The sequence below is a fragment of the Massilia sp. LC238 genome (assembly GCF_000735635.1).
Taxonomy (GTDB): Bacteria; Pseudomonadota; Gammaproteobacteria; order Burkholderiales; family Burkholderiaceae_D; genus Telluria; species Telluria varians.
Map to the genome: position 1 here is coordinate 83,790 of NZ_JNNN01000037.1, position 24,015 is coordinate 107,804.

Annotated in this window: 27 protein-coding genes; 15 read left to right on the plus strand and 12 right to left on the minus strand. The window is 58.0% G+C overall.

All coding sequences use genetic code 11. The annotated features are described in order from the left end of the window. Positions 1-1,042: 1,042 nt before the first annotated feature. The gene (locus FG94_RS09140) at positions 1,043-2,092 is read right to left on the minus strand and encodes a CAP domain-containing protein (RefSeq protein ID WP_161783958.1); all 1,050 of its coding nucleotides are present in this window, start codon (positions 2,090-2,092) and stop codon (positions 1,043-1,045) included. Between the two features lie 74 nt (positions 2,093-2,166). Here FG94_RS09140 and FG94_RS09145 point away from each other — a divergent pair, with 74 nt between their 5' ends. From FG94_RS09145 to ltrA, 4 genes are all read left to right on the plus strand, one after another. Continuing rightward, positions 2,167-3,645, plus strand: coding sequence for a pilus assembly protein N-terminal domain-containing protein (locus FG94_RS09145; RefSeq protein WP_036210118.1), 1,479 nt, complete (start codon positions 2,167-2,169; stop codon positions 3,643-3,645). 64 nt (positions 3,646-3,709) lie between these two features. After that, on the plus strand, positions 3,710-4,444 hold the full coding sequence (locus FG94_RS09150; RefSeq protein WP_081925893.1) for a DsbC family protein: 735 nt from the start codon (positions 3,710-3,712) through the stop codon (positions 4,442-4,444). Between the two features lie 24 nt (positions 4,445-4,468). Further along, the gene (locus FG94_RS09155; RefSeq protein WP_081925894.1) at positions 4,469-4,939 is read left to right on the plus strand and encodes a lytic transglycosylase domain-containing protein; all 471 of its coding nucleotides are present in this window, start codon (positions 4,469-4,471) and stop codon (positions 4,937-4,939) included. Positions 4,940-5,419: 480 nt separating this feature from the next. Beyond that, positions 5,420-6,814 (plus strand): group II intron reverse transcriptase/maturase, encoded by a 1,395-nt coding sequence (gene ltrA / locus FG94_RS09160; RefSeq protein WP_036210124.1) that lies wholly within the window; start codon positions 5,420-5,422, stop codon positions 6,812-6,814. Between the two features lie 81 nt (positions 6,815-6,895). On the opposite strand, the gene FG94_RS09165 is transcribed toward ltrA, so the two are convergent. The 3 genes from FG94_RS09165 to FG94_RS09175 all read right to left on the minus strand — a co-directional run bounded on the left by FG94_RS09165 (position 6,896) and on the right by FG94_RS09175 (position 8,634). Beyond that, positions 6,896-7,312: a hypothetical protein gene (locus FG94_RS09165; RefSeq protein ID WP_036210126.1), complete on the minus strand. Its 417-nt coding sequence runs from the start codon at positions 7,310-7,312 to the stop codon at positions 6,896-6,898. 73 nt (positions 7,313-7,385) lie between these two features. Continuing rightward, the gene (locus FG94_RS09170) at positions 7,386-7,955 is read right to left on the minus strand and encodes a hypothetical protein (protein WP_152570925.1); all 570 of its coding nucleotides are present in this window, start codon (positions 7,953-7,955) and stop codon (positions 7,386-7,388) included. Beyond that, positions 7,918-8,634, minus strand: a complete 717-nt coding sequence (locus FG94_RS09175; protein ID WP_036210132.1) for a hypothetical protein — start codon at positions 8,632-8,634, stop codon at positions 7,918-7,920. Before FG94_RS09175 ends, FG94_RS09170 begins: the two co-directional genes overlap by 38 nt. Before the next feature lie 1,449 nt (positions 8,635-10,083). On the opposite strand from FG94_RS09175, the gene FG94_RS09180 reads away from it, so the two are divergent. After that, positions 10,084-11,310, plus strand: a complete 1,227-nt coding sequence (locus FG94_RS09180) for an integrase domain-containing protein (protein ID WP_051996372.1) — start codon at positions 10,084-10,086, stop codon at positions 11,308-11,310. A 67-nt stretch (positions 11,311-11,377) separates the two neighbouring features. On the opposite strand, the gene FG94_RS09185 is transcribed toward FG94_RS09180, so the two are convergent. Genes FG94_RS09185 through FG94_RS09195 form a run of 3 tightly spaced genes read right to left on the minus strand, consistent with a single transcriptional unit; the run spans position 11,378 to position 13,381 of the window. Continuing rightward, positions 11,378-12,496 carry a type IV pilus twitching motility protein PilT gene (locus FG94_RS09185; protein ID WP_036210135.1) on the minus strand — a complete coding sequence of 373 codons (1,119 nt, stop codon included), beginning with the start codon at positions 12,494-12,496 and terminating at the stop codon, positions 11,378-11,380. A gap of 52 nt (positions 12,497-12,548) precedes the next feature. Continuing rightward, positions 12,549-12,923, minus strand: coding sequence for a helix-turn-helix domain-containing protein (locus FG94_RS09190; RefSeq protein ID WP_051996373.1), 375 nt, complete (start codon positions 12,921-12,923; stop codon positions 12,549-12,551). 2 nt (positions 12,924-12,925) lie between these two features. Beyond that, positions 12,926-13,381: a TraR/DksA C4-type zinc finger protein gene (locus FG94_RS09195; protein WP_036210139.1), complete on the minus strand. Its 456-nt coding sequence runs from the start codon at positions 13,379-13,381 to the stop codon at positions 12,926-12,928. A 202-nt stretch (positions 13,382-13,583) separates the two neighbouring features. Between FG94_RS09195 and FG94_RS09200 the strand changes: the two genes are divergently transcribed. Beyond that, positions 13,584-14,849, plus strand: a complete 1,266-nt coding sequence (locus FG94_RS09200) for a DUF1173 family protein (protein ID WP_036210141.1) — start codon at positions 13,584-13,586, stop codon at positions 14,847-14,849. Between the two features lie 26 nt (positions 14,850-14,875). On the opposite strand, the gene FG94_RS27650 is transcribed toward FG94_RS09200, so the two are convergent. Continuing rightward, complete coding sequence (locus FG94_RS27650) at positions 14,876-15,046, minus strand: hypothetical protein (protein ID WP_161783959.1); 171 nt, start codon at positions 15,044-15,046, stop codon at positions 14,876-14,878. Positions 15,047-15,111: 65 nt separating this feature from the next. Here FG94_RS27650 and FG94_RS09205 point away from each other — a divergent pair, with 65 nt between their 5' ends. Continuing rightward, positions 15,112-15,663 carry a DsbC family protein gene (locus FG94_RS09205; RefSeq protein ID WP_036210144.1) on the plus strand — a complete coding sequence of 184 codons (552 nt, stop codon included), beginning with the start codon at positions 15,112-15,114 and terminating at the stop codon, positions 15,661-15,663. A 6-nt stretch (positions 15,664-15,669) separates the two neighbouring features. On the opposite strand, the gene FG94_RS09210 is transcribed toward FG94_RS09205, so the two are convergent. Further along, positions 15,670-16,350, minus strand: a complete 681-nt coding sequence (locus tag FG94_RS09210; RefSeq protein WP_036210147.1) for an EAL domain-containing protein — start codon at positions 16,348-16,350, stop codon at positions 15,670-15,672. 106 nt (positions 16,351-16,456) lie between these two features. Between FG94_RS09210 and rnc the strand changes: the two genes are divergently transcribed. After that, complete coding sequence (gene rnc / locus FG94_RS09215; protein WP_036210149.1) at positions 16,457-17,125, plus strand: ribonuclease III; 669 nt, start codon at positions 16,457-16,459, stop codon at positions 17,123-17,125. Next, positions 17,122-17,712 carry a DUF882 domain-containing protein gene (locus tag FG94_RS09220; protein WP_051996374.1) on the plus strand — a complete coding sequence of 197 codons (591 nt, stop codon included), beginning with the start codon at positions 17,122-17,124 and terminating at the stop codon, positions 17,710-17,712. Before rnc ends, FG94_RS09220 begins: the two co-directional genes overlap by 4 nt. Before the next feature lie 97 nt (positions 17,713-17,809). On the opposite strand, the gene FG94_RS09225 is transcribed toward FG94_RS09220, so the two are convergent. The 3 genes from FG94_RS09225 to FG94_RS09235 form a co-directional block, all read right to left on the minus strand. After that, positions 17,810-18,811: a hypothetical protein gene (locus FG94_RS09225; RefSeq protein WP_036210152.1), complete on the minus strand. Its 1,002-nt coding sequence runs from the start codon at positions 18,809-18,811 to the stop codon at positions 17,810-17,812. Positions 18,812-19,028: 217 nt separating this feature from the next. After that, entirely contained in the window at positions 19,029-19,586 is a 558-nt protein-coding gene (locus FG94_RS09230; RefSeq protein WP_036210155.1) for a hypothetical protein, read from the minus strand. Further along, positions 19,583-20,155 carry a hypothetical protein gene (locus FG94_RS09235; RefSeq protein ID WP_036210158.1) on the minus strand — a complete coding sequence of 191 codons (573 nt, stop codon included), beginning with the start codon at positions 20,153-20,155 and terminating at the stop codon, positions 19,583-19,585. The genes FG94_RS09230 and FG94_RS09235 overlap by 4 nt, the downstream gene beginning before the upstream one ends. Positions 20,156-21,021: 866 nt before the next feature. Here FG94_RS09235 and FG94_RS09245 point away from each other — a divergent pair. From FG94_RS09245 to FG94_RS27235, 6 genes are all read left to right on the plus strand, one after another. Next, entirely contained in the window at positions 21,022-21,459 is a 438-nt protein-coding gene (locus FG94_RS09245; protein ID WP_036210164.1) for a hypothetical protein, read from the plus strand. A 108-nt stretch (positions 21,460-21,567) separates the two neighbouring features. Then, positions 21,568-21,822, plus strand: coding sequence for a hypothetical protein (locus tag FG94_RS27230; RefSeq protein WP_152570926.1), 255 nt, complete (start codon positions 21,568-21,570; stop codon positions 21,820-21,822). 7 nt (positions 21,823-21,829) lie between these two features. Then, positions 21,830-22,222 carry a hypothetical protein gene (locus tag FG94_RS09255; protein ID WP_036210170.1) on the plus strand — a complete coding sequence of 131 codons (393 nt, stop codon included), beginning with the start codon at positions 21,830-21,832 and terminating at the stop codon, positions 22,220-22,222. Then, the gene (locus FG94_RS09260; protein ID WP_152570927.1) at positions 22,179-22,613 is read left to right on the plus strand and encodes a hypothetical protein; all 435 of its coding nucleotides are present in this window, start codon (positions 22,179-22,181) and stop codon (positions 22,611-22,613) included. The genes FG94_RS09255 and FG94_RS09260 overlap by 44 nt, the downstream gene beginning before the upstream one ends. Before the next feature lie 117 nt (positions 22,614-22,730). Continuing rightward, positions 22,731-22,943: a hypothetical protein gene (locus FG94_RS09265; RefSeq protein WP_036210174.1), complete on the plus strand. Its 213-nt coding sequence runs from the start codon at positions 22,731-22,733 to the stop codon at positions 22,941-22,943. 261 nt (positions 22,944-23,204) lie between these two features. Then, on the plus strand, positions 23,205-23,660 hold the full coding sequence (locus FG94_RS27235; RefSeq protein WP_152570928.1) for a hypothetical protein: 456 nt from the start codon (positions 23,205-23,207) through the stop codon (positions 23,658-23,660). Positions 23,661-24,015: the final 355 nt, after the last annotated feature.

A 24,015-nucleotide genomic window follows, 5' to 3' on the forward strand; every position in this document is an offset into this window, starting at 1 on the left:
TTGGATCCTGCATGCGTTGGCGGGACCGTGAACCATGACTCTCTGGGCAATCCGACGAACTGCCAAACATCGGCCACAAGGACGCGAAGCTGTGGTACCGGATATACAGGTAGCATCAGACAGAGGCGTGCCGTGTACAAGTGGATGGACGGAACGACAACGTATGGCACGTGGCGAACTTATAGCGATACCTGTGACGCAGTTCCACCACCACCACCGCCAGAGCCTGAACCAACACCTACGCCTACGCCTACGCCTACGCCAAGTCCTACTACTTGCAGCGCAGGCTCGTCCACGGAGTCGGCGCAGTGCACCGGCGGGCGTGGCGGCTCGATGACCCGTACCGTGACCACGAGCTGCCCTGGAGGCTCATATGGCTCGCCAAGCACGAGCTACGGGTCTTGGGACGAAAGCAAATGCACGGCTACGTGCAGCCCGAGCTCGTCTACGTACAGTACTGCATGCGGTACCGGATACACCGGCACGAAGTACATCACGACGCATTACACCTGCCCGAGTGGCTCATACAACACCACGAACGATGATGGATGCGGATGTGCGAATGGGGCTACCAACTACCCGACTTGCACGCCACCTTATCAGGAACCGGCACCAAAACCGCAACCGCCGTCGGGCTGCCTGGACATTTACGGAACCTATCTTCCAGTCGGGACCATTGCCAGCAATTGCGACGTTGGCGGGGGTAATCCTTATCCGAGAGGAAGGACTTATCGCTGCACGTCGAGTGGTTGGGCGACCGCGAATGCGGGTAGCAGTGTCTCTGTGTACTGTGAGTAAGGTTCCGAATCGACCGAGGAAGCGCACAGACTGATTCTTGACGACGCGGCAGCCCAACCGGCACCCTTACTTAGGTAGTACGCGAAGTTACTTTTAGCCCGTCTTGTACGGGCTTTCTTTTTGCCTGCAAGCGTAAGCTCTCAGGTGAGGTTACCGATGCACAAAGAAAAACGCCCGGCTACACAGGCCGGGCGTTTCGTCTATTCAGCCGCAAGCGCACACAAAGCACACTTGCGGATCGAGATTATGAGCGGGTGGTGAACTTCCACTCTTTGTTCACCAACACGTTGTTCACGCGGCCGGAGAACTTGGCCGTGTAAGTAGTGTTCGTTTTCAGCGGTGCCTTAGCCACCAGGAAAGCGAAGTTCGACGGCAAGTAACGGTTCGGGTCGTTATCCTTAGTCATCAGCCGAGCATCGAGCGGCGCTGCGCTGCCGGCTTCCGTCAAGCTGAACGTCAGAACTTCAAGCGTCGTGCCTTCCTTGGACATTACCGTTACCGGATACCCGGTCTTGGTCGGGAAATCCGCATTGGCGGTCGACAGATCGGGGAACGGGTTCGGCGATTCGACGCCAGTATGCAGCCCGACGCCCGTCTGATCAGCCGCGGGGTACACGCCAAAGAAGTCGCTGGCGTTCGACTGCGGCTTTTGGTGACCAGTCACATAAACAAACGTCTGCGAGCGGTCCTGGCCTACAGCGATACCGATTTCACGCTTCGCTTCAAACATCAGGCCGGTACGGTGATAGATAGTCGAGGCCACGCTGTCGAAAGCGGCTTGTGCACCTTTACCGCCACCAAAAGCGCCCTGCTCGCCGACGCTCGTACCCGCGTATCCAACCGACTTCGCGCGGTCCATCTCTTGCACGCCAGTGAACAGCGGCTTGTCGCCCTGCTCGATGTGGAACCATGCGCGGCCCGTCACTGGATCAACCGAGTTCATGTTGACGGTGCCACCGGTATTCACGTCATTTTTCAGGACGTAGGCCAAGTGATTACCTGCGGCTTTGTCCAACAGCGGACTTTGCGCCAGCAGGCCGAGGCCAACTTGAGCGCGGAACTGGTTGTACAGCGTCACGAACTTGTGTTCTTCACTCGTCACAGCGTAGGTGAGGGCAGGAACGCTGGTCTGAATGTCAGCGGGCGTCACCACTGGAGCAGGCGCCGGAACCGAAACTGGCGGGGTAGGAGTCGCGCCGACAGGAGCGGTCGCAGGAGCATCGCCACCACCACCGCAAGCGGCGAGGAACAGAGCAACTGCAACTGCGGAAACGGAAGTCTTGAATTTCATCATGGTCTTGCCTTTAGGTAGGGTTGAGTGCGTTTCTTTGCTGAAACTTATAACCATGATATAGCAGGAAATGTCACATGCAAGCCGACAATAAGACCCGAAATCCTAACGATTTGAGCGTCGCTTTTAGAAACTTGGCAGAACACGATATTGGTACAGTGCAACATATTCTTTCCAACTGGAGTGTCCTGATGAGCCGTACCGTGATGTCAAACGCAACCCGCCGAGCTGCTATCGCAGCCGCCGTGGCAACAGCCCTGGCCCTGTCCGCGTGCGGCGGCGGCGGTAGCGGTAATACTGTGAACGAGAAGCCTGGTGTTGCACTGTTCACCAATGCGGGGTCGGCAGTCACGGTCACACATGGCTCGGTTGCCGAGTACAGCATTGGTGGCGGCGATCAGAAGTTCGTGAGTTACAGCGCATCGTCCAGCGACACCAAAATTGCGACCGTCACCGTCGAGGGCACCAAGCTCAAGATCACCGGTGTAAGCGCTGGCGAAGCAATCGTCACCGTCACCGACTCGGCTGGCGCTAATGTCAAGATCACTGTCAAGGTGCCAGGCGATGCACTTGGCGAGCTGACCGTGAACGCACCGGGAGAAGTCACCCTGACGCCTGGAATGTCTTCGCAGTACCGCGTTACCGGCGGCGCTGGCACATACTCCGTCGCTGTCAGCAATCCGAACGTGATCGCTGCAGCGGCCGCAAACGGGGTCGTTTCCATCACCGCTGCTAACCCGGGTACTGCTACGGTTCTCGTGTTCGACGCGGCTGGCGGCTCGGCAAAGTTCGATGTGACCGTTGCCGGTGCCGGCTTCGGTGTGGCCCTCTATACAACCGCGCCGGAATCGATCCGCATGGTCGGCAAGACCAGTAGCGAATTCGTCGTAGCGGGCGGAACCGGCCCGTATGTGGTCACGACGTCCAACTCGCTGGTTGCGACTGGCTCAGTTAGCGGAAACAAGCTCACAATCACGGCCGGCAGCTTTGGCAGTGCCATGCTGAATTTGCGCGATGCAACCGGGACGCTGCTCGTGGTGACAATTACTGTCTCCGGTGAAGTGCCAGTACCCCTGTACTCGACCGCTCCGGCCAACGTCACGCTCAATGCCGGGAGCACCCCGACTTATCAGATCGAGGGCGGGACCGCACCTTATATTGCGTCCACCAGCAACGCCGATGTGGCCCAGGCCAGCATCGTCGGTGGCAACCAGCTCCAGATCAAGGGCATTTCGGCAGGCGTAGCGGACGTCATCGTCTTTGACCGTGTTGGCGCATCGTTCAAGGTCGGCGCCACGGTTGGCGGCGGTACCGGCACGGTTCCGCTGTATAGCACGGCCCCGGACGCGATCACGGTTGCCATCGGCGCCGAGCCAACGTACAAGATCGCCGGCGGCGCAGCACCGTACACCGTCACCAGCAGCAATGTCGCTGTTGCTACTGTGACCCAGACCTCGAATAGCTTCTCCGTCAAGGGTGTCGCAGCAGGTCAGGCCACCGTCTCGATCCGTGATGCCAACGGCACCGCCGTGAACATCATCGTCGAAGTCCGCTAATCCAGCTGCACCAAGGGCCTGCGCCGAACCACGCAGGCCTTTTTCTTTTTAAGAGACCGAATCCATGCGTATGTCCCTTTTGCGTAGTACTGCTGCTGCAGCGATGTTTTTCGGCGGTCTGGCCGCCGCCTCTGCTGCGCCCGCCGCACCCGAAATGCTCGCCAAGCGTCTCGCTCCCAAGCTCGAACCGATCCTGGGGCCAAACATGGTCGAGAAGGTAATGCCATCTGCGCATGCCGGCCTGTATGAAGTGCTCACGCCTCGAGGCATCGTCTACACCGACAAAACCGGCTCGTTCGTAAGCTTCGGCCCGATCGTCGATACGGCAACCAAGGTCAATCTGACCGAGAAGCGCCTGCAGGATTTCAGCAAGTTCGTTTTCAAGGATCTGCCTTTCAAGGACGCCATCAAAACGGTCAAGGGCGACGGATCACGTGTCATCGCGACGTTCGAGGATCCGAACTGCGGCTTCTGCCGCAAGCTGATGACCGAAGTCGAAAAGCTGAACAACGTGACGATCTATACGTTCCTCATCCCGATCCTGGGCCCAGACTCGGCGGCTAAATCAACCGCCCTCTGGTGCGCGAAGGACCAATCTGCTGCCTGGACTGGTTTTATGAGCGGGAAGGCGCCGCTGCCGGCCGCGCCAACCGGGCATTGCGACACACCGCTCGAGCGCAACACCGCGCTGCAGGGGAAGCTGCGCATTACTGGCACGCCGGCGATCCTGTTCCCGGACAACACCAAGACGCCTGGCTACGTCACGGCAGACGTCATCGAGGCCAAGTTCAAAAAGTAAGTCGTTGCTCCATCTCGAAGAACGATGCTTTTCAACCGCAACAGCAAACCCACGTTCGCCGCTGGCGCCGCTCTGGCGCTGGCGCTTCTCGCCCCGATCCCGGCCGCCGCCGACTGCTTCGACGATGCCGCCCAGTACCACAACGTCAATCCCTGGATTCTGCGTGCCATAGCGGCGGTCGAATCCAACTTCAATCCAACGGTTGTACATCCGCGCAATACCGATGGCTCGGTCGACGAAGGCCTGATGGGGATTAACAGCATCCACGCTCCGGACCTGGCCAGGTACGGCGTAAGCACTGGCGACATGCGCGACGGCTGCAAGTCAGTTTATCTAGGCGCTTGGCATCTGCGAAACAGGATCAACGAGCGCGGCAATACTTGGCAGGGTATCGGCACCTACCACAGCAAGACGCCGAGCAAGCGCGACGCTTACGCCGCGAAGATCCGGCGCATTATTGATTTCTGGATCGAGCGCGGCATCATTCCCCGATAGGGAGTGCTGGACGAAAAAAAGGGAAGACATCGTCTTCCCTTTTTTCATTGCGTGCGCCCGGCAGGGCGCACTTACTTGGAGGTGAAAGTCCTCTGCTCGCCCGACAAGGGGAAGAGCTAGCGGAAGGCAAGGGTGTCGTGGGTGACTGCGAATCTGGAGGAAGCCGGAAGCAAAGCGCTGGCCTGACGAACAGGAAGCGGATATGAGGCGACGCAGCCGGGTGAGATGGCGTAATTCATCAAAGCCCAATACTTGTACGGAAAGCTACGTCGTATATCCGACAGGCATAAGCGTGAAGGTAGGTGCGCAATACCCGGGGAGATCTGCACATGTGCCACTGTGCTACTGGCACCGCGAGGTGACGGGATGCATGTGCAGAAGTCAGCAGAGGGCATAGTAAGTCGAGACAAGGACGAGGAGTCCGGAGAGCTTGGCTGAAGGCCTGAACATTCAACAACGCGAGTAGGACATTCGACCTCGATGCGATTCGATGAAACAGCAAGGCAGGCCACTGCGCCAGAGATGGAGAGAAGCGACCGGATGTTGCCGAGTGCCGTCTCTGGAGTCGAGGATTGCACGGCGGCGAATGAGCGAACGAAAGCGGAAGGACCACGGCAGATGGAGGTCGTGGTTGAACGTAACAACCTCTGGCGAGCGTATGAGCGGGTCATGCGGAACAAGGGAGCGGCAGGAGTCGATGGGCTCTCGACCGCCGACTTCAAGGCATGGCTGCAACAGCACTGGCCAGCTGTCAGAGAGGCGCTGCTGAAGGGCGAATACATGCCGATGGCGGTTCGCAAAGTGGAAATACCGAAGCCGAACGGCGGGGTACGGCTGCTGGGCATTCCGACGGTACTGGATCGCCTGATTCAGCAGGCCCTGCTGCAAGTTCTACAACCGCAGTTCGAACCCGGATTCTCCGAGCACAGCTATGGCTTTCGTCCTGGCCGCAATGCGTGGCAAGCAGTAATGCAAGCGCAAAGCTATGTCAGGGAAGGCCGCCGCTGGGTGGTCGATGTCGATCTGGAGAAGTTCTTCGACCGTGTGAACCACGACATCCTGATGTCGCGCGTCGCACGCAAGGTCAGGGACGAACGGGTTCTGAAATTGATCCGACGCTACCTCGAAGCGGGTCTGATGGATGGCGGTGTCGTCAGCGCGAGAATGGAGGGCGCGCCGCAGGGCGGTCCGCTGTCGCCGTTGCTGTCGAATATCCTGCTGACCGATCTGGATCATGAACTGGAGCGTCGGGGCCATCGGTTCTGCCGCTACGCCGACGACTGCAATATTTATGTCGGCAGTAAGCAGGCAGGACAGCGTGTGATGGATGCGATGACCGGCTACCTCGAGCGCCAACTCAGGCTCAAGGTAAATAAGGAAAAGAGCGCCGTTGCACGGCCTTGGGAACGGAAGTTCCTCGGATACAGCTTCACATGGCACAAACAGGGACGTCTGAAAATCGCGGAGGCAAGCCTGAAGCGACTGAAGGACAAGGTAAGGGAAATCGTGACTGGGAACGTATCTCGCAACTTGATCACGACGATCCACGAACTGAACCCGGTGCTGCGGGGCTGGATGTCCTACTTCCGACTGACCGAGGTAAAAGGCGTGCTGGAGGACTTGGACGGGTGGATACGGCGCAGGCTGCGCTGCATCTTGTGGCGGCAATGGAAGCGTCCCGCCACCCGTAACAGAAAGCTGCAAGCGAGGGGACTGGACGCGAAGCGAGCGTGGAAGTCGGCCAGCAACGGACGTGGCCCTTGGTGGAACGCCGGCGCGAGCCACATGAACGCCGCTTATCCGAAGGGATACTTCGATGCACTAGGGTTGGTTTCGCTGCTTGCTACACGACAGCGCTTCCAGTTTGTTGCATGAACCGCCGTATGCGGAACCGCACGTACGGTGGTGTGAGAGGGCGGTGAGGGCGACCTCACCCCCTACTCGATGGCGACCGCTCTAGCGTTTCATCTCGCGCACCACCGAGTTATGGGCAGCGGCCAGCAAGCCTTTCTGCTCGATGTCCGCGGCGGTTTGCGCTACCGAGTGCGCAAAGCCGAGCCTGGACAGGGTCAGGCTGTGGTGCAGAACGTGGAACGAATACATCGCACGCTCGAGCGTGGCGCCCGGCACGACAGCCATGTAGACTGCGCTGTACAGGTTCCACCAGGTGGTGCGGAGATCGCCCTTGCCCGCGAGGTAGGCCCGAACCGAGCGTGGATCGTTGCCGGTGACATCCGTACCCCAACCGCTGGACGCTGCCGCCGGCACGCGCGGCGCACGGCCAGCGTGCAGGGAACGAAGAAGGGTAGCGCGATCGCGCTGTGCCCAGTCGTGCTGGGTGATGTCGGCGTTGGTGGACTTCCTGTTGAACATGCTGTGCTCCTTTGGTGGTGTAAGCCAAGAGTAGCAACAGAAACGGGCGGCGCAAGTCGATCCGAGACTACGATCAGGCTCGCCGCTTCTCCAAATGTTCCATCAGTTTGTCCCGAAGGGCCGGCTCCAAGGTCGGGACCACGCGCCTGAATTCAGCCCCAATTCGTGCGTCGGTGACCCACGAAAAGCTGAACCCGCAAGCCACCGAGATGATGCCTCCCGCGATGAAGAACCCTACCGCAAGTCCGGCCATCACTCCACGCCATCCGGTCGGAGGACCTGCGTTGCTGGATTGGGTGCGGGCTGCCTCGCGAATGGCCTTCGTGATCCTAGCGTCCAGCGCGTCAGCACGCTTCTTTTCGTCGACCGCGGCCGTCCGGGCGATGGTGCCAGCTTCGACTGCCACCTTACGCGCCTCGTCGACGACCTGCTTCACAGCTTCGCCGGCCTCAGCTATTTGGCCTACCGCTTCACGACTCGCCTCGCGCATTGTGTACGCGTAGAAGAGGGCGGCCACAATGATCGGGTCGTCCTCGTCTACCTTTTTACCGGTAGCAGCAAACACAGCCGTCACTACGGCTCGCCGCTCAGCACTATGATCCATATCAAGCGATGAATGCGTCGAGCTGGTCAAAGAGTTCACGCCGCACTTCGGCAAAGCGCTGCCTTTCCGCGAGCTTAAACTTATGGTCTGGAATCGCATCGAACGTGAGCTTATTGCCCAAGAGCGTCGAGAAATCCATTCCAAAAGTATCGGCGGCGCGGGTCTTCACGTTCACGACGCCTAAGACACGACTCACATACTTCTTATAAAGCTGCGTTTCGGTAACTGGCTTGCCGTTCAGTTCTACGGCGCCAAAGTAGCCGTTCAGCCAGATAACGACTTCAACGTCCGTGCATTCCAATACCTTCTCGAGCGCAGCCAGTGTTTCTTTTACCGCTGACCCGCCAACGAGTGGAACATGGACTACTACGCGCACCCCTTCTTGTTTCAACGTGTCGAAGGTGCGCGCTTCCGTCACGTAGCTCATCAGCGGGAAAAAGGTTGTCGATCCCGTGTCAATAACGCTGTAGCCCTCATGCTCCGCAATGTTATCCACCAGGTCATCAAACCGCTTACGGTCGATTTGCATTTCATCGTTCGCAATATCAATATATTGCACTTGCAGCGCGGAATATCCTGCAAAGGTTGGATTGCCAGGATCAGTGTCTGCGCAATACATGGGGTAGCCTTTCGACACACCGTACTGCGCAATAACCCACGAAATAAATGACTTGCCGACGCCACCTTTGCTCATGAGAATAAGATTGCAAAGTTTCATATTTTCCCTCTTTAGAAGTTAGACCAGTCTTTATTTAAGAATTCTTGACCCTTCCACCGGAATGGCTGGGTCTGGGGTTGCTCTGCAGTTATGTTACCTATTTGGGAAGATGCCTCTTCGGTGAGAGTAGTCGATAAATCGCGCTCTCTCGCATTACCATCTTGTGCAGTCGCTGGTGGGGCTACCGGTGGCCTGTCGGGCGCTATCGGTTGTACCTGGGACTGCTTGCCTTCCCGGCGTTCTTTGCGAAGCAGCCTCAACACCCGGTGATAGTAGGTAATGGTGATGTTGATCCCAAGTGAAGGCAACGCGGCATGCATTACGGCGTGCGAGTAGCCCTGAGCAAGCCCTTCTTCGATCTGCGGTAACAGATCCTCCAGCTGCCGAACCATAGACCTCGGTGGAGCGGCCGCGCCGCTCGTGAGTAAATTTGCCATCCTTGAAAGGTCTTTCAGTACAAAAAAAAGAAGTAGGGGCTTTATTCGTTGTCTACGCGTTGTCTATCCTTTGTCTACGCGTTGTCTATTCGTTGTCTACTGGCTGTTCACCGTAGAGTAACGAACTAGCTCCTAGCCTCGAAAGTAAATGCACAGCAATATTCCTTACGAATCGGATTGACGTTAGACCTCGACGCGAAGATAATTCGTCGGTCGCTATGCGGCATAGTTGTAACCCTCTACCTTTTCCGTTCTCCGGAATCGAAAAGCACCAATTAGTACGCCGCCTTCGCGGCACGCCTCCTGACCAGGGAAGTTTGGCCTGGCATCATTACTTCAATTAGTTCTCCGTCCTTCACGCCCGTGGCCATCTGCGCCACTTTTTTTTGGCACAGTGCAGGAAATACGGTGGAACACAGAGTGTCGACGAAAGCTAGGCTACATCAGCGTTTCGAGACAGTTAGGAACACAGATTTCCCACAGATTGGAGCTGCCACCTACCCGGCGGCGTGCTCCAAGGGTTATCGGTGCCCCAGCAACAGCAGCTCGACAGCAGCTGCGCCCATGGTCCAGGTCCGGACCGCATCAACTCCAAGAGACGAAGAAAGGCGGATATCGGGATGCTCCCCGACGCATGAATCGCTGGCCCCGTGGTCAGTGCCAATGCAGCCTCCGCGACACCTGCGGGTGTGAGAAAGACCAACTGGTGATAGCGCCACCAAAGACCTGCCCATTGGGCGGGAAGCGCTACGTGAGAAACCGCGTGAGAGTTCAGGGCCTGGCGGCTGTTAGTCAGGCGATCGGTATCCGAAAGGTGCCGGCATGTTGCTTCTTTGCCAAGAGGGGAAGTAGCATGAAATTAGTGTTCTTACGTTTGGGTCCCTCTCCCCGGCAAGTAGCAAAAGTAGTCATAAAGGCATCTGGCACTGAGGCTGCGTCCCTTTGCGTACATCGGCGTATGTAAAGGGACGCGGCTTCCCGGGCGCGTCATTTCTGAATATGGAGATTATTGATGGACACGGTTTTTACCAAACTCAATGCACTGCTGGCGAAAAATGCACCTACGCGAGTAAACGGCTCGGTCGCAAGCGAACGGACGATGACCGCCGCAGGAGATTCTCTACACGCGAGTTTTAAACGACTTATAAAGCTGGGCTATCGCCTCCAAGATCCGGAAAACCTCACGACGAAACATATCGAGGCGCTCTGCAAGGACTGGTACAAGGAAGGATTCAAGCCTAAGACAATCCAGGGGAACCTGTCTCACCTTCGAATCTTCTGCCGCTGGATCGGAAAAGGCGAAATGGTAAAAGATGCGGCGCATTACCTGCCTCAGGTGCCGCGGGAAGAACTTCGCGTGAAAACCATCGCTGAGAAAAGCAAAAGCTGGGCGGCCAACGGAATTGATGTAGCCGAGAAAGTGCGTGAGGCCGATGCTCTCGACTGGCGATTTGGGATTATGCTGAGGATGGCTGTCGCATTCGGGCTGCGCCGCATGGAAGTCATTCAATGCATTCCGTGGAAGGTGGACCGAGGCAATAAATTTTCCGCTTACAAAACAAAAGGCGGGCGTCCACGCGATATCTATATCGATACCGACGAGCAGCGGAAGGTGCTCGACCATGTAAAAGCGTTGTTAAAGCCGAACGAGCGAATGGGCTGGCTGACGCAATGCGATGGAAGCAAAGCTACCCTGGAATACTCGCTCGCGAAGTGGAATAAGATGCTGGCGAAAATCGGAATTACGAAACAGGCGAGCAACTGCACAGGGCACGGCCTGCGCGCACAGTATGCGGAGAACGCTGCTTTAATCGCCGACATGATTCCGCCTACGTTGGGTGGATCGGGCGGACAGATGCCTAAAGCAGTATTAGACCTCAAGCGCATCCAGGTGAGTGAATTGCTTGGCCATTCCCGAAAGAGCGTAACCGGTGCGTATTATGGGAGTTTCGGTCGCGACGATATCCCAGACTCGCCAGAGCGTACAAAAGAGGCGATCGCGGCCGCGGTCCCGTTAATCCCAGCGGAGAAGCTGAAAAGCGTTTCGCAGGAGCGTATGAACGACTGCATCCGCCTCACTGCCGAGTTGATGACTGCCAGTGCATTCGTCGAACCGAGTGTGACGCAGGCTCTGTGGGAATATCACAGCAGCCGGCACTGCACCGATTGGCTGGCGCCCGGGGTGCACAATATTGCCGCGCTTGAAGCTGCGGCAAACCACTTCGCCGGCGCTCGATAAGATAGTTATAAAAAAATGCCTGGGATTAGCCAGGCATTTTTCCTTTGTGCTTCGTGCACGTTCATTGTCATTCGGTTATGTGCGCGAGCCCGAGCCGATCGGTCGTCGCATTGCGCGCGTCCTCGAGGCGAATTTGACCTTTAGCCAGCATCTTTTCGAGCGAAGAGTTCATCGTGTAGCTGCCGTACGCTTTTCCACTGTTCAAATACTCACGCAGGCCGCTGAGGTCACCGGACTCGACCAGGCGGGCGACTTCAGGGCCCGACGTCAGGCATTCGGTCGCCAGGTGGTAGCAGTTCGCATCCCTCGATGGCAATAAAGCTTGGCAAAGGACGGCGCGCAGTGCATGCGCGAGAGCCTGCGACTGGGCTTCGGAATTGCCGAGCAGGCGCAGCATCTTCTGCAGGCCCATTTCGGTAGAGCGCGCATGCAGGGTGGCCAGCACCAGCGGACCGGATTCGGCCAGGGCCAGCGCTTCCTGCGCGGTCTGTGCGTCCCGGATCTCGCCAATTGCGATTACGTCCGGACGCTCGCGCAATGCATCTAGGGCACCGAGGTAGTAGCTCTCGACGTCGCCATCAATACCGACTTCGCGTTGGGTAATGATGCAACTGCGCTGCGGGATCAAGGTCTCGACGGGGTCCTCGATGGTGATGATGTGGCCTGAGCGGCGCCTGTTGATGTCGTCGAGTATCGACGCGATCGTAGTCGACTTGCCCTGGCAGGTATCGCCAATGATCAGCACCAGGCCGCTCCTGAGCTGAGCGAGTGCCTGCGCGTCGGGCTCGATGCCCAGTTCCGTCAGAAGCAGCGGCTCCTTTGGGAAGCGGCGGATGACGCATCCGAGGCGCTTCTTGGCCTGGAAGGTGAAGCAGTTGGCACGGATACGCGCCGTGTGCAGGTCGAACGAACGGTCGAAGGCGCGATCGGCAATGCGCTCGGCCCAGTTCGGCTCGACCACCTCAAAGAACTCTTCCAACTCCTCCCTGGTGATTGGCGAATCCGTCACCGCGACCAGTCCCTTCGGCTGGCGCAGCATCAGCGGGCTGTTCTGATGGATGATGATGTCGGAAAACACCAGGCGGGAACTGAGCAGGTGCAGAATCTGCTCGACCAAGGTACCGAAGACCGGGTGGTCTTCGTTTTCGATGTACGACAGGGTTGGGATTTGGGAAGAAGGGTTCATTTTCGAGGTCGACCGTTCGGGAGGGGGAAAGTTGGCGCCTTTCACGGCGCCGTCATGCTGAGAGGCGAGTCGATTCAGAAGAACGGAGCAGCCTCACCTCGAGCGGCCGCACCCCGTTGAGATACTGGAGTTGAGGCAGCATAGGGTGCTTTGCGCTGGCGCCGGTATGTTCGCGGTAGTCGCCCATCAGGGCGCGCAACTGGCGCAGGCTGAGCCCAGTTTCTTCGTGCATGCTGATCAAGAGGGATGCTGCCACGGAAACGTTGCGCTTCCGGATTTTGCAGATCTGTGATGGCTGCACGCTCAACCGACTGGCAAGCTGTCGATCGTTGCGCGCACCGAGAAGGCTCATGAGCGTATCGAGCAGCAGGTCTGGGTCGTAGTGAGGGTTGTCCGCTTCCACGGCTTTCGGTTTGAATCGGTACATGCTCAGATCCGGTAGCGGGTCGTCATGCTCTCACGGCGCTGCTGCGCTTCAACGCACAGGGTCGTGGTCGGGCAGATGAGAAGGCGCCCAACGCCGATCATTTCTCCCGTTTCAGCGCACCACCCGAAATCGTCCGTGTCGATCCGATTGAGGGCAGCACGTACCTCGAGCAGTTGGTCCGAATCCCGCGCCCGGGCAGCAAGCGCCAGCTGATGTTCCTCCTCCGCACTTGCACGATCGATTGGATCCGCGCCGGCGGCGGATACCGCGATTTCGGCAGCAGCTTCGCGCGACCTGGCTTGAAGCATTTCTTCAATCGCGACCAGCCGGGCACGGAAGAACTGCTTCTGCGCCTCATCCATGTAGTTCGATTCCGCCATGCTGACGATTTGCATTTCGTTGAGGGCAGGAACGGGCGTGCGGTCGTGCTCCTGGATTGCTGCGGTTTGTTGGGCCATCGAGTCATCCGTTCAATTGTTGCTGGAATTCAAGAATTGTCCCATCCGTGCCTTGAGTGGCGATTTTTAAACATGCGAAAAAACGTGCGCTTTCGCTCTCTGTGCTGGCGCTGAAATTTATGCCGATTTCAACTTACTTTTCCGAACGACAGTTTTGGCAGGCGTGTGACACTTTAGGCTTCGCAACTCGGAAATTTTGATCATGAGCGACGTGCATTCGGTCACCATCTCCCTCAACGGCACTTCGAAAACGTATAGCGCCGGGTTTCAGACCGACGCCCAGTTCCAGACTGGCTGGCAGTCGGTGCTAAAGACAGCATACGGCCGTGCTGAGCTTCGCTGCGGATGCAGGGGCGCGGGAGCCAAGCGACTCGCGGTCAAGTATTACGAGGGCAGTGACCAGTTCTGCTTAGCTCGATTCAGCCTGTCGGGCGCCCAGCACGCCCAGGACTGCCAGTTCTATAGCGCCGGGCCTCTGCAATCGGGACCGGGTGGTGATAGCACAGGTGTCATCGACCAGCGTCCCGATGGCTCGGTGAAAATCCGACTGGAGATTGGGATGCTTGAGCGCGGCGATGTAGCGGTGCCAGCAGCGCCGGCGAAGCCGACAGGGGATCGAATACCGTCTGCGAAGCAGTCCTCGATGAAGCTGTTGGGGCTCTTGCACTACCTATGGGACGAAGCCGGCCTCAATCAGTGGCGAGCGGCGTTCGCAGGAAAGCGCCGCGCATCGCTCGCCTACTGGATGCTGAATGGGGCCGCGGACAACGTGTGGGCGGGAAAGACCAAGCTGGTCGACCAACTCATGCTGCCGGCCTATGGCGCCAACACCCGCGAGGCCGAGCGTAATCGCGGCCGTGCAGCGGTCGCGCTCGAGACCAAGCACCGCATGATTATTGTCGCCCCTCTTGCGGCTTACACCCAAGACCAGGCTGAGGCAATGTCGAAACAGTTGAAGATTGGGGGGTTCCACGGCATGCCCATCACATTCCTGCAGGCTGGACTATGGGACAGCACCATGCGGCGGTATCCCAACGCGGTTTCGGCCTGGCGCAACGGCTACGGGACTATCGCTATCGCCCAGGTCGAACTTAGGCAGGGCGCGAAGGGTATATATGCGTCCGCAATCGACTTGGCGCTGATGAGCATTACTGCTGAGTTTGTGCCGGTCGAATCCAGCTATGAGCGTACTGTCGCGGAGATGCTTGTCGCTCAGGGTCGGTCGTTTGCGAAGCCGCTGCGGTACGATGCGGGCGCCGAGCAGGTGCTGCCCGATTTCATTCTGACGGATACAGTCAGGGAGATTCCGCTAGAAGTATTTGGACGCGATGACGCGGACTACCTGCGGCGAAAAGAAGAGAAGACTGCTTACTACGACAAGCAGTATGGGCGAGGGGGATGGTGGAGTTGGGATGCTGCCGCGAACGGTGCGGCGTCTAGCGTGCCGCCGTTCCCGCCAGCGCGGTAGGCCGACTGGCGGTGGCTGGTCGTGGATCAGCCATTGTAGTTCACGCTGCTTGGGTTCCAGCTTGCGTTCTCGTAGTCGGAGTTGTCGTCTTCCTCGACTTTGCCGGAGCTGCCGCCGCACATGACGAGGACGGCGCCCACGGCCAGGAAGATGTGAACCGGGTTGGTGTTCATGAGAGTGTTGAGAAATTCAGCCATTTTGCGCTCCAGAAAAACTGTTCAGTAAAGTACGATCTATGGGTCTATAGTAACCCGCGAATCTCATGGCGCAAGTCAACAAACGAATCACCCCGAAAAAGCTGGCGCTTGGCGCTGGCGCTCTCATTGCAGCGGCGTTCTGCGCAAACTTACTTTTGAGCCCTCCCGCCGTGGTGCAGCTCGATGCGGCCTCGATGAGTCTTCTGAAGACGGACGGCACGTTCCGGACAGTCCAGGGCAAGGGAGAGCGCACCATCCACGTTTTCTTGAGCACGGAATGCAGCTTTTGCCGAAAGATCGAACCCGAGCTGGAGCGGCTGGAAAACGCTACAGTGGTCCGTCACATGCTTCCTGGGGGGTCGGATATCGGCCGCAGGAGGGCGCTGGACGTGTGGTGCGCGGAGGATAAGGCCAAAGCCTGGAAGGATGTTGCGGCAGGCTTACCGACTACCCCGGCAAAGTGCGATGGGGTGGCGCTGGAGAACAACAGGGTATTGGCTGGGCGCCTGGGCCTGACCAGCACCCCAAGCATCATCTACGAAAACGGGCATGTCTCCGCTGGAATGCTCTCATCTGGAGAAATTGCGGAACGAATGACGAAAGCCGCGAGCCGCTGAACGCCCTTATTCGCCGTCGCCTAACATGTTCATGCCGACGGCGGCGTCCACATACCATCCCTGCACCTGGTCGACCATCAAGGCCCGGGCGAATTCAAACATCGCCTTCGTCTCCACGCCCTCGGCGATCGACTTGATACCCTCCCTGCGCCACTGGCCTACGAGCATGCATAGCATCCGCCGTGCATCTGCGCGATCCATACAGGTCAACAGGAATTCGCGGTCGATCTTGACGGCCGCCACATCGCGGATCGAGTAGAGCCGTTCCAACCCATCCCGGCCGGCGCCGAAGTCATCAAGAGCAAAACGCGTGCCGATGTCGAGCAGCTGGTTCACCTTCGCGGCAATCTCGGCCCGATCCATGTAGCCGGACACCGCTTCGCTCAATTCAAAGGTCACGTTATTCGCGCTCAGGACCTGAGCGAAGGAAATCTCCGGCGTCGCGATCAGGACTTCGTTCGACAGGTTGACGAACATCGGCGGCAGCTCAGGGCGGGCGGTGGAGAGGAAACTGATTACCGACGCATCGACCATGGCCCAATCAGCTGGCCGCGTTCCGCGATACAGCAGCTCAAATGCCTTCACGCGCCCATCAGCGACCTGGACGATAGGCTGCATTTCGAACGGGATAGTAATACCGCTTTCCGCAGGAATGTCCAAATGGTGGAGGATGGGGCGAGCGGTCATATTCATTTCCATGGTGTGCTGTTCGATTGGGCGGGCAAATGTCCGACCATTCGGCGAGGTTTTCTTGCGGCAAAGTCCTAGAATGCAACATCAGGGAGAATAGAACATGCAAGATAAGAAACACATTTCATTACAGGCCAATTTAGGACACCATTTCAGCGACGCAAGCTTGCTGCACCAAGCCCTGTGCCACAAAAGTATGGGTGGAGCGTCGAACGAGCGCCTGGAGTTCATGGGCGACGCGATCCTGAACTACACCGTCGCTGAAATGCTGTTTCAACGGTTCCCCTCGCTACCAGAAGGCGACCTCTCGCGGGTGCGCGCCGCAATGGTCTGCCACGGGTCGCTGGTAAAGATTGCGAACCGCATCGGGGTTGCGGACGTCCTGCAGGTCGACCAAACCTACCGTGTCGAGAAGTCCAAGGACTCGATCCTGTCGGATGCGCTCGAGGCCCTGTTCGCCGCGGTGCAGCTAGACGCTGGCCACGAGACTGCCAAGAAGGTCATCGTGCACCACATGATTCTCCTGCTCGAGCGCAAGGAAGTGGATCTCGGCAAGGACGCCAAGACAGCGCTGCAGGAACACCTGCAAGCGCGAGGCCTGCCAGTGCCGACCTATTCGGTGTTGAGCCAGGGCGAACCCGGCGCACGACTCATCGAAGTGGAGTGCAGCGTCCCGAAGCTCAACATCGCCATCAAGGGTACCGGAGCGAGCCGCAAGCTGGCCGAGAAGGAGGCTGCGGCGAAAGTGCTGAAGAAGTGCGTGGCCTCATGAACCTCCTTCCTGCTACGGGCGAAAACGATATCCTGGTGCCGGGGCGGCGCCGGTTCCTCCAGCAGCTGGCCGGCGCAACCGCGTGCGTCGCGCTGCCGGCGTTCGGACAGCCATCTGACTTCTGGTCCCTGCCGCGAGAGCTATGGCTATACCGCCCGGCCGGAAAAGGGCAGCCACGCGATGAGCAAGTGCGCGTTGTGTACTGGGCCGATGGCAAACTCATTCCAGAGGGGTATCTACAGCTGTGCCAGATCCTGCGGGACGTACAGGCTGGCCAGGCCGTCCAGTTCGACCTGGTGACGCTAGACATTGCCCGAGGCGTTTACGGCTGGCTGCGCGCCAACGGTATCGACAAGCCCCTGATCATCAACAGCGGCTACAGGAGCCCGCGCACGAACGCGAATGAGGGTGGCGTAAGGAACAGCTTGCATACGCGTGCACAGGCGCTGGATCTGCGCATTGAGGGGGTCAGCACCGAGGCCTTGAGCCGCTTTGGTCGCTATCTGGCCGGGGGAGGGGTGGGATACTACCCGTCCAAGAACTTCACCCACTTGGACCGAGGCCGGATCAGAAGCTGGGTAGGGTGATCTAATCGAAGATGTTCACAATTTCTGTGGATAAACATACAAAGCGGCCTTCACCCGTCATAGGTAAAGGCCGCTTTCCTATCGGGCGTGTCAAAAATTAAGCAGCGCTCTTTTCCGGCTCGCCGGCAGCGGGTGCATCGAAGATGGTCGTCTGCTTCGAATGGTCGACCGCGCCGTCGTCCTTGGCCTTCTCCAGCGTGTCCATGATCTCCAGCAGCTTCTCGCGGGTCGCCGCGTTCAGCTTGGCGAAGGCCGGGTCCTGCTTGACGTTCGCCAGCGCGTCGTACATCGCCGGAGCCGAACGCTTGACCGCCTTGGTGAACGGGTTGTTGGGCTTGATGTTCTTGCGGGTGAGCTTCACCGGTTTGCCCTGGGCTTCCTTTTCCGCAGCCGCTTCCTCGACCATCTCCGCGGCCTCGGTGCTGCCGTGCTCTTTCAGCAGCTGGACCGCCAGGGTGACCGTCAACGCCTCGGCGGCGACCCGCTCGCGTAGCTCCTGCGGGGCGGCCATCAGCATCAGCAGGCTTTTGACCCATTCGGTAGAGAGGGACAGTCGCTTCGCAATGTCGCCGTTCGGGACATGCGCGTCGGCCAGACGTTTGCAGGCGAGGGCCATCTCGTACGCCGTGTGAGGGTTGCTCATGTTCGCCTGGATCATGGCCACGGTGAGGTCAGCAATACTGATCGGCTCCTTGCTTTTCTCTTTTTTCGACGGGATAGCGATCACCGTCACATCGACAATTTGAGCAAGGCCCCGGGCTGCACGCTTCGCGTTCGCCAATGGAAGGGCAAGCAGCCGGGTATGGCCATCAAAAATATAGACGACGTTCTTGCCCTCTGCATCCTGCTGAACCAGCCCCTTCATAGGCTCGTGCGGCAGCCAGCCTTCGTTAGCCAGCAGCTCGGCGTATTCCTCGATCTTCGCCTGATACTGGGGCGTCTGCACACGCAGGTTGAAGCCCTCGATGATGCGCAGTTGGCAGAACGGCAGCTTCCAGAGGTCGCCCGACGATGCGCCGGCCGTCTTCATTGCGTCCTTAAGTACGCCAGGGGTGATCGTCGTGTCGAAACTGGCTTCCAGCTGTTTCATGTTGTGCATGAAGGTGCTCCTGAATTTTGAGATACGAGTAGGGTACAGCGACTTTAGGGCTTAGCAAGTGCCAGAAGGTGAGCGCGCACAGCAAAAACAGGGTTCCAAATTTGCAGACCGAATTTGGAATCCCTAGAATTATCAGCTACTTAGAAATTTCTACCGATGGACACCGTGTCCATTCCAGAGCCCTGGCGGTCGCGCTGGCGGATCGGGACCGCCCAGCTCACTCGCTGGCTGCCTCTTGGGCACCGGAACGTGGGCGCCGGTCGTCGAAGTAGTTGAAGACCTCCTTGCGCAAGCCGGTAAAAGAGCGCAGGAAGGGCCCCATATTATCCTCGGCAACCTCGGCCAGTGGACTGTGCATCAGCTTGTGCAGGGCGCGGTCGGCCTTGATCAAGGCATCAAAAAGTAACTCGGCCTCGTCGGAAACGATCCGCATCGTGCAAGTCGCAGCTGGTACACCAGCCGGCATTTCATAAGGGCGTGCCATGTCGGTGAGGCGCTCGGCTTCGCCCATGAGGTCATGCAGCAGGTCCCGCGCACGGCAGCGACGATGATAGCCCTTCGTGAACCAGAACAGCTTCACGCTCGTGAGGTTGAAGTCTCGACGCATCACGCGGCTGAGAACGTGCGTGTATAGCTCGGCATCGCGGCGCTTGTCTTCGCCCTGGAGGTTGATCGACTCGATCCGATCCACACCCTTGATGACGAGAGGGTTGCCTGTCTTGCCAACTTCTGGAGTTGTGTGGATTGCGCCCGATTGAACCTGGCCATCCATCATGCGATCCCTTCGGCTTCGGCCATCTCGCGGGCCAGCTTCTCGGACTGGTTCCGAGCAGAGCAGTACAGTTTCAAATCGGAGAACGCTGATTCGAAAGGATGGGTATAGCCGTGGACCAGGTTCTCGGCCAGCTTGCGGTTTGCCACCGCATGGTTCAACCGTGCAAAAGCCGCATCGGCCTTCTGGAATGCCTTGAACAGGCCAGCTGCGGTAGGCGACACCAGTCGAAGCGGCACTGCGCGACCTGGACCTTCGGGTGGGGCCTCGAACGACTGGCATTCGAGCTCGAGCAGCTCCGCCTGCAGTTGCACTTCGTGCAGGAGGCTGCGCACCTGTTCACGGCCGCCTTTGCGGCGCTCGCGGTGGAACAGCTTCGTGGCGACGAAGTTGAAGTCGCGGCGCACGAGCCGGCAAACCTGCCACGAATGGAAGGCTGCGTCTACGCGATTTTCAAGGCGAACGTTGATGATCTCGACCGCGTCGGTGCCCTTGAGCGCCAGGCCGTCGGCCGTAAGAACGGTTCCGTTGTCGAGAACGGTAATGTCGGGTGAGGTCTGCAAGGGGTCCATACTCGGGAGCTTAATTCTGTGTGGCAATGTCGTTTCGCCGAATGCGAACGATAAAAAGTAACTTTTCCGGTTGGCGCTGAGTGAACAGGGTGAACAAGCGCGCAAAGAGGCAGCTTACCTGTTGCTTAAAGGAACGCAAGTTGCCAATCGCTATCGAAATCGTGCTACTATCAAGTGTCGAAATTTGACGTGGCCGGCTTCCGGCATTGCTTAACCTGCAAAAGGCAGGAACCAGTTCACGATTGACTCCCAGCCGTGAGCTTCGAGCTAGATGATTTTTCACCGCCATGCGGACTTCATCTAAATCACATACTGCAAATCTGAGCGCAATCATCCGCTGCTATATGCTGCCGGACTGAATTGCTTTTGAGCCAAAGGGCTTGAAGGCTGCTTCTGCCATTCTGTACCGATATTTGCTTGACCTGATTAGGACAAGCCGCCCCATTTGCGTCTGCTTACGCGGCTGCAACTGGGACGGCTTGTCCAGACCTTTTTTCGGGAGCATGTGATGTCGAGTACCCCTACCAACAACCAATCGTTGTGCTGGATGTCCGAAGTGGGCATCCCTCCAGAGGACGTGCAGTACCTGCGTACGATGGCTGCCTATAGCAACCATGGCGTAGCATCGGTGCGCGCACGAATCAGAGAGATTCAGGACGCGGCCTACGACGCACTGCTCACCGTGAGTATGTCGCCAAGCCTGCCCCTGGTGCACGCGCAATGAGCGCGCGAATAGTGGCGTGCCACCCTGGCACGCCACCTATTCCGCAGGCGCCGGCTGTTCAACGACCGGCTGCCCGATGCCCCGCGGCATTGGAAAGCTTCATCTCCGTTTTTAACCGCCAGAATTGGCATAGGAGAGAACCATGAATACGACGCTTCACCCCTTCGAACTGTCGAGCCTGATTGCCCGGCTCAACTTCGAAATACAAGAACAGATCATCAACTGCGTGGCTGCAGCAATCGGCCCTGACTGCGTGATCAGCTGGAACAAGACTGGCGACGAAGACAGCCTGGAGATCCGCTGCGACACGAAGATGATCGAGGTCCGTTCGATCGTCGTGCCCGTGGACATGGTCGACAAATCGACCCTCTCGGTTGCACTGAGCGGCGCACGGCTGGAAGTTGTCGGCGCCTGGCGCATCGACAGCGATCACCTCTGGCTTCGCAACCACTGCTTCGGCGATTCCGGCACCCTCGTGCTGGCGCTGGCATCCTTCGAACCTGAACACATCAAAGCTGCTGCGACGACGCTCGCACATACGATCAGCGGATACCTCGCAGCCCAGCTCGAGCCCTGCTGACACCCATCCTGAAAGCCGCAAGGCTTTCTCAATGTCGACCACATTGAGAAGGCATCACGCCTCTACCGAATTTACTGACCGCACCGCGGCATTGATTTGGAGCTTCACATGACAACGCAAGCACCGGCCCCGACCCTCAAGGTCGGCCCCCGCATCTACAAACAGAACTTGACCTGGTCACGCCGGGACAAAATCTTCTTGGGTGATCGCTGCATTGGTATCATCAACCTGAAAAGCAACGACCGGGTTGGACAGACCATCTCGCTCGTATCCCAAGCAAGTGTCGCCGGTCGTCAGATCAGCTGGTGTGTCGAACAATCGACCCTGCCTGAGCGACCTCGACACAAAGATCACATTCAATAGGAACTTCATGACCGAAGCCAAACAAGAAAATCAGCTGGGGTCTACTTCCGTGGACAACAGCAACACCTTCAAAATCGAACTGGATCCGCACAACAGCGCGTTCGGCATCTCTGCCGACACGCTGCGCCTGCTGGCAGCCAGCTACAACGTAACCCCAGAAGCCTTGATTACCCGCGCGGTGACCATGTGGGCGCAAGCAGTGATTCCGGATCTCGATCTGGACTCGCCTTCGCTCACGCCCGAGCAGATCGAGCTTTTGAACCAGCGTCAGCAAACCGCAGATGCAACTACAACCCAACCACAACAAACACTCGCCGATGCTTTCAAAAAGCTTCTCGAGGGTACAGGAGACCAACATGAAAATGACGAATCCAGCCCTCGCGATGGGGGACATTCTTAGAGCTTGGACACCATTTGATGGCCATCCAAACGTAGCCGGTCCGAAGTTTCGACCGGTTATTTTTTTGGGCGAAACGGTTATCAACGGCGTCACGCACTGGGTTGTCGCCTACGGCACTACTCGGATGCAGGCCGGTAAGGAATCGAAAAGCGGTACCGACTTCATCATCCGCTGCACGAACGACAGCAGCATGGTGATGAACAGCGATACGCGGTTCGATTTCAGCAAGCTTTTCGCTATCCCAGCAACGACCGAGTTCTTCTCGGCGAACAAACGCAGCACCCTTGCCCGGATCGCCAAGATCCCGCAGCAGGACCTGCCACAAGCTGCTGCCTGCATGGCGGCCGCAAAAGTCGGTCAGGCACTCGGTCGTTTGGGTGTCCGGCTCTAAAACGGTGGCTTAGTTCGACGATCCTCCCCTTCTGGGGCGGGTTGTCTCTCATGCGTTTTTTCACAAGACCGCATTAGGGACAGCCCGTCCATCAACCTTTTGAGGGAAACAAATCGTATGAACACTTCTACCGCTCCGCACCAACTTCAGTGGATGATCAATGTCGGAGTCAGCCAGGCCGACGTAAGTTGGCTTGCGCGCATGGGCACCTCGATCGAGCTGCACATGCCGGGTAATCGTGAACGTATCGAGCGCATCTATACCGAAGCCTACTCTCGCATCCTGAAGAGCAGTACGCCTGAGCTCTACGTGAAACAAACACTGAACTGATGTACCCGGACGGCGCTCAACGACGAGCGCCGACCACCTCTCACCCTCCAACAGTGCTTCTCGCTGCTCGAAATAAGCGCGACTTCAATCCTTGGCCGTGCGCCGGACAACATCTTTTCGCCACATCGAAAAGATCATCTTCGATTTTTCCCATGCCACCTTCGTGGCAATGATCTGAACTTCCCCTGCAATCAAACGCGCAACATGCGCTCTCCAATTTAACGCCGTCGTCTCCAACCTCGGCACCTCTACAAAACTCACATGAAACCTAACGATCTCTTTTCGCGACGCATCCCAAAGCAATTTTCTGTACTCGATGTCGTTTGCAGCATCGTTGGCCATGCCAACGTAGCGAGTTGCGACACGAACGACAACCACAAGCGGTTCACAATGCAACTAGCTGATGATGCAGCCTTTATTCCACCGTCGTGTGTTCACGAAGAATGGATGAAGGAAATTGGCATCGGTCCGATTGAAAGCCCTGGCAAATTGTTTCTGCCAGCCCTTGATAGTCGTGACGCAGCTCATATCGCTACAGCAGCCCATGAAGCATGCCATGCGCGGATGTTCATGAACGCCAAAGGCAATATCTGGCGCAACGAGAAGATCACAAATCAACTCGCCGCCAACTGGCTACGCAAGAACCTTTCCGGCATGCGGCTTCATGTCGCACTCGAAACAATCACTCAAAGCAATATCAGCTACGGGATTCATTAAGTTGGATCTACGTATCACAGGCACCTGTTGGCCACCGTCTTTAGACGGTCGCCAACAGGCCCTCCACGAAGCAACCAACCGCTCTCGTTTGGCCCTTCTCGACCTATCACCTCGGTACATGTGGGCTTCCCTGGATACCTGATAGGAGCGATTACAGTTGGTGCCCCGTGATAGGCGCCGTTCCTCCACTTTCCCGCTCCGGCTTCTCGCTGCGCTGCAGGGACGAGCACACGCTCAAGCCTTTTCCTGCCTCTCTTGGCAAACATCATCGTGCTGCGTCCTGCCGCACGAACCTCATAAGCAATCCAGTCTGCAACTACCCACGCTCGCCACCGCGGCGGGCCACCTTACGGGA